At 71.8% G+C, this 5,255-nt stretch carries 1 protein-coding gene; it reads left to right on the forward strand.

The genetic code is table 11. The annotated features are described in order from the left end of the window. The coding region (locus tag AB0A94_RS38415; RefSeq protein ID WP_361751652.1) for a type I polyketide synthase at positions 1-5,255 on the forward strand (5,255 nt) is incomplete at both ends.

Genomic DNA, 5,255 nt, shown 5'->3' on the forward strand with positions numbered 1-5,255 from the left:
TGGTGCCGTGGGTTCTCTCCGGAAAGAGTGAGGCCGCGCTGCGTGCGCAGGCCGAGCGGCTGCGGGAGTTCGTGGTGGCGGACGGCTCGGTGGTCCGTGGCGTGGACCTCGGGTTCGCGCTGTCCACGCAGCGCTCCCTCTTCGACCACCGGGCTGTGGTGCTGGCGCAGGACAAGACCACTGCCCTGGAGGCGCTCGCGGCGGGTCTCCCGGACGCGGGTGTCGTGGAGGGCGTGGCCGATGGAGGTCGCACGGCGTTCCTGTTCTCGGGCCAGGGTGCGCAGCGGCTCGGTATGGGCCGTGAACTGTACGGCCGTTTCCCGGTGTTCGCGGAGGCGTTCGACGCGGTGTGCGCGGGCCTGGACGAGCACCTCGACCGGCCGCTGCGCGACGTGATCTGGGGCGATGACGAGGACGCGCTGAACCGGACCGCCTACGCCCAGGCAGGGCTGTTCGCCCTGGAAGTGGCGCTGTACCGCCTGCTCGACGCCTGGGGCGTGCGCCCCGACTACGTCGCCGGGCACTCCATCGGTGAAATCGCGGCCGCGCACGTGGCGGGTGTGTTCTCCCTGGCGGACGCGTGTGCGTTGGTGGCCGCTCGTGGTCGCCTGATGCAGGCGCTGCCCGCCGGTGGTGCGATGGTCGCCGTGGAGGCGGCGGAGGCGGAGGTGCTGCCGCATCTGACGGGTGAGGTGTCGGTCGCGGCCGTCAACGGCCCGTTCTCCCTCGTGATTTCCGGTGCCGAGGCCGCTGTGGAGGCCGTGGCGGAGGTGTTCCGCGGGCTGGGGCGTCGTACGTCCCGGCTGCGGGTGTCGCACGCCTTCCACTCGCCGCTGATGGAACCGATGCTGGACGACTTCCGCACGGTCGTGGAAGGGCTGTCGTTCGCCGCGCCCCGTATCCCCGTGGTCTCGAACGTGACGGGCATGCTGGCCGGTGACGAACAGCTCGCTTCCGCCGCGTACTGGGTGACCCATGTCCGTGAGGCCGTACGCTTCGACGACGGAGTCCGTGTCCTGGCTGAGCAGGGCGTCACACGGTTCGTCGAGCTCGGCCCGGACGGTGTGCTCAGCGGCATGGCGCGTGAGAGCGCCGGCGACGAGGCACACCTGATCCCGCTGCTGCGCAAGGACCGCGACGAGGAGACGGCGGCACTGACCGCGCTCGCCCGGCTGCACGTGGCCGGGACCCGGGTGGACTGGGCCGCCTACCTCACCGGCACCGACGTACGGGCCGGGACCGTCGACCTGCCGACCTACGCCTTCCAGCGGCAGCGCTACTGGCCCGCCGGTGCGCTGACCCGGGCCGGGGACGTGCGGTTCGCCGGGCTCGGAGCGGCAGAGCACCCGCTGCTGGGCGCAGCCGTCGAACTGGCCGGCACCGAGGGCTCGGACGGGGTGGTGTTCACGGGACGGCTGTCGGTGCAGTCCCACCCGTGGCTGGCCGACCACGCGGTGCGGGGCTCGGTGCTGGTGCCGGGCACGGCCCTGCTGGAGCTGGCGATCCGCGCGGCCGACGAGGTCGGCTGCGACATGGTCGAGGAACTGACCCTCTCCGCACCGCTGGTGCTGCCCGACCACGGAGGCACCCGCATCCAGGTGCGGATCGGCACGCCCGACGCCGACGGCCGGTGCGCGCTGGGCATACACGCGCGCGGCGACGACGACGCCCAGGCCCCGTGGACCGTCCACGCCACCGGAACCCTGGCTCCCGCGAAATCCCCGAACGACATACGGCCCGACTTCGACGCGTCCGTGTGGCCCCCGAAGGACGCCCACGCGGTCGATGTGACGGACTGCTACGAGCGCTTGGCCGACTCCGGGTTCGCCTACGGCCCCGCGTTCCGCGGCCTTCGTGCCGCATGGCGCCGAGGCGACGAGCTGTTCGCCGAGGTCGCCCTTGACGAAGCAACGGACGGCAGCGCCTTCGGTCTCCACCCGGCCCTGTTCGACGCCGCCCTGCACGCCTTCGCGCTCGACGACGACGGTCGCGGGGGAGTGCCGTTCTCCTGGACCGGAGTGACACTGCACGCCTCCGGCGCCTCGGCCCTGCGCGTCAAACTGACCCGGGACGCCGACGGCACCATGGCCCTGGAGCTGGCCGACCCGGCCGGCGCTCCCGTCGCCTCGGTGGAATCCCTGGCCGTCCGGCCCCTGGTGGCAGGACAGCTGAGCGCTACGACCCATGACTCCCTCTACCAGGTGGACTGGGTGCAGGCGCGGGTCACGCGGGCCGCCGAAGTGTCCTCCGAACCGGTCACGGTCTCGGGGGCGGCCGAACTCGAGGCGCTGGTTCAGGGCGAGGTGCCGGCAACGGTGCTGGCCACCGTGCCCGGCACCGCGGACGGTGTCGTCGGACCCGTGCACGATGCGGCCGTATGGGCGCTGGAGCTGGTGCGGTCGTGGCTCGCGGACGAGCGGTGCGCGCAGTCGCGTCTGGTGTTCGTGACGCGCGGTGCCACGGAGGGCGGTGACCTGGCGGGTGCCGCAGTCTGGGGTCTGGTGAGGTCGGCTGTCTCGGAGCATCCTGGCCGGTTCGGTCTGCTGGACGTCGAACCTGACACCGGGCTCCCCGCCGAGTTGCTGGGTGTGGCGTTGGCGGTGGGTGAGGCCGAGGTCGAGGTCGCGGTGCGTGGTGGTGAGGTGTTGGTGCCTCGTCTGGCGCGGGTGGCGTCCGGGTCCGGTGCGGCTGTGTCCGTGTGGGATGGGGTTGAGGGCACGGTTTTGGTGACGGGGGGTACGGGTGGTCTGGGTCGTGTGGTGGCCCGGCATCTGGTGGTCGAGCACGGTGTGCGGGATCTGTTGCTGGTGAGTCGTCGTGGTGCGGCTGCCGAGGGTGCGGACACGCTGGTGGGCGAGTTGTCCGGGCTGGGTGCCCGGGTGTCGGTGGAGGCCTGCGATGTGGCCGACGGGGCTGCGGTGGCGGGTCTGGTGGGCCGGTATCGGGTGCGGGCGGTGGTGCACGCGGCGGGTGTGCTGGACGACGGTGTGGTGGAGTCGCTGACGGGGGAGCGGCTGGCGGGTGTGCTGCGTCCGAAGGTGGACGCGGCCTGGCATCTGCACGAGGCGACCAAGGACCTCGACCTCACGGCCTTCGTGGTGTTCTCGTCGGTGGCGGGGACGTTCGGCAGTGCCGGTCAGTCGGCTTATGCGGCCGGTAACGCGTTCCTGGACGGTCTGGTGCGTCGGCGTCGTGCGCTGGGGCTGCCGGCGGTGTCGCTGGTGTGGGGTCCGTGGTCACAGGACGCGGGCATGACCCGGACACTGTCGGAGACCGACCACCGCCGCATCACCCGCTCCGGCCTTCCCTCGGTGACGGTGGAGCAGGGCGTCGCCCTGTTCGACGTCGCGATGGCCGCCGACGCGGTGGTCGTCCTCCCCGTGCGCCTCGACTTCCCGGCGCTCCGAGCGCAGGGAGAGATTCCGCCGCTGCTCAGCGGGCTGATCCGGTCGTCCACTCGTCGCGCGGCGGCCACGGGGTCCGCCGAGACCACCGGGCTGGCCGAACGGCTGACCGTGCTCGGCGAGACCGAGCGCCACGAGGCGATGCTGGACCTGGTGCGCGGACACATCGCCCTCGTCCTCGGCCACTCGGGCGCACAGACGGTCAACCCCAACCGGGCCTTCCAGGACCTGGGCTTCGACTCCCTGACGGCCGTGGAACTGCGGAACCGGCTGGGCAAGGCGACCGGACTGCGCCTGCCCGCCACCGTCGTCTTCGACTACCCGACCGCGGAACTCCTCGCCGGCCACCTCCTCGACACCGTGCTCGGAACCGTGCGCGACGTGGCTGTGCCGGTCGGGTCGCTGCCGTCGGTGGCGGACGACCCGGTCGTGATCGTGGGGATGGCGTGCCGTTATCCGGGCGGTGTGTCCTCCCCTGAGGATCTGTGGCGGCTGGTGTCCGAAGGCGCCGACGCCGTGTCGGACTTCCCGGCCGACCGTGGATGGGACGTCGAGTCCCTCTACAACCCGGACCGGAGTGTGTCCGGGACGTCGTACACGCGCTCGGGCGGCTTCCTGCACGACGCGGGTGCCTTCGACGCGGAGTTCTTCGGGATGAGCCCGCGGGAGGCGGTGGCGACGGACGCGCAGCAGCGTCTGCTGCTGGAGACGACCTGGGAGGCGATCGAGCGGGCCGGGATGGACCCGGTGTCGCTGCGGGGCAGCCAGACCGGCGTCTTCGCCGGCGTCATGTACAGCGATTACGGAAGCATCCTCGCCGACGAGCAGTACGAGGGCTACCGCGGCAACGGCAGCGCGGGCAGCATTGCTTCCGGCCGTGTGTCGTACACGTTCGGGTTCGAGGGTCCGGCGGTGACGGTGGACACGGCGTGTTCGTCGTCGCTGGTGGCGTTGCACTGGGCGGCGCAGGCACTGCGCTCGGGCGAGTGCTCGCTGGCGGTGGCCGGGGGTGTCACCGTCATGGCCACGCCCACCGCCTTCGTCGAGTTCTCCCGCCAGGGAGCCCTCTCCGCCGACGGCCGCTGCAAGGCCTTCTCCGACACCGCCGACGGAGCCGGCTGGTCCGAAGGCGCCGGTGTACTGGTGTTGGAGCGGTTGTCGGACGCGCGGCGTCATGGTCATCGGGTGCTGGCCGTGGTGCGGGGCAGTGCGGTGAACCAGGATGGTGCGTCGAACGGTCTGACGGCGCCGAACGGTCCGTCGCAGCAGCGGGTGATCCGGCAGGCGCTGGCCAGTGGTGGGCTGTCCGCCGGTGACGTGGACGTGGTCGAGGCGCATGGTACGGGGACGACGTTGGGTGACCCGATCGAGGCGCAGGCGCTGATCGCCACCTACGGTCAGGACCGGCCGCAGGAGCGGCCGTTGCGGCTGGGTTCGGTGAAGTCGAACCTGGGTCACACGCAGGCGGCCGCGGGTGTGGCCGGTGTGATCAAGATGGTGATGGCGATGCGGCACGGTGTGCTGCCGCGCACGCTGCATGTGGATGCGCCGTCGTCGCACGTCGACTGGTCGGCGGGCGCGGTGGAGCTGCTGACCGAACCGGTGGAGTGGGCGCAGGGTCCGGGGCCGCGCCGTGCGGGTGTGTCCTCGTTCGGCATCAGCGGCACCAACGCACACGTCATCCTCGAACAACCCGAATTCACGGGCGAAGGCGTCCCGGCGGCAATCGACGCCGACGACACCGATACGGCTGTTGTGGTGCCGTGGGTTCTCTCCGGAAAGAGTGAGGCCGCGCTGCGTGCGCAGGCCGAGCGGCTGCGGGAGTTCGTGGTGGCGGACGGCTCGGTGGTC

Origin of the sequence: Streptomyces sp. NPDC044984 (assembly GCF_040646935.1) — a bacterium.
Lineage (GTDB): Bacteria > Actinomycetota > Actinomycetes > Streptomycetales > Streptomycetaceae > Streptomyces.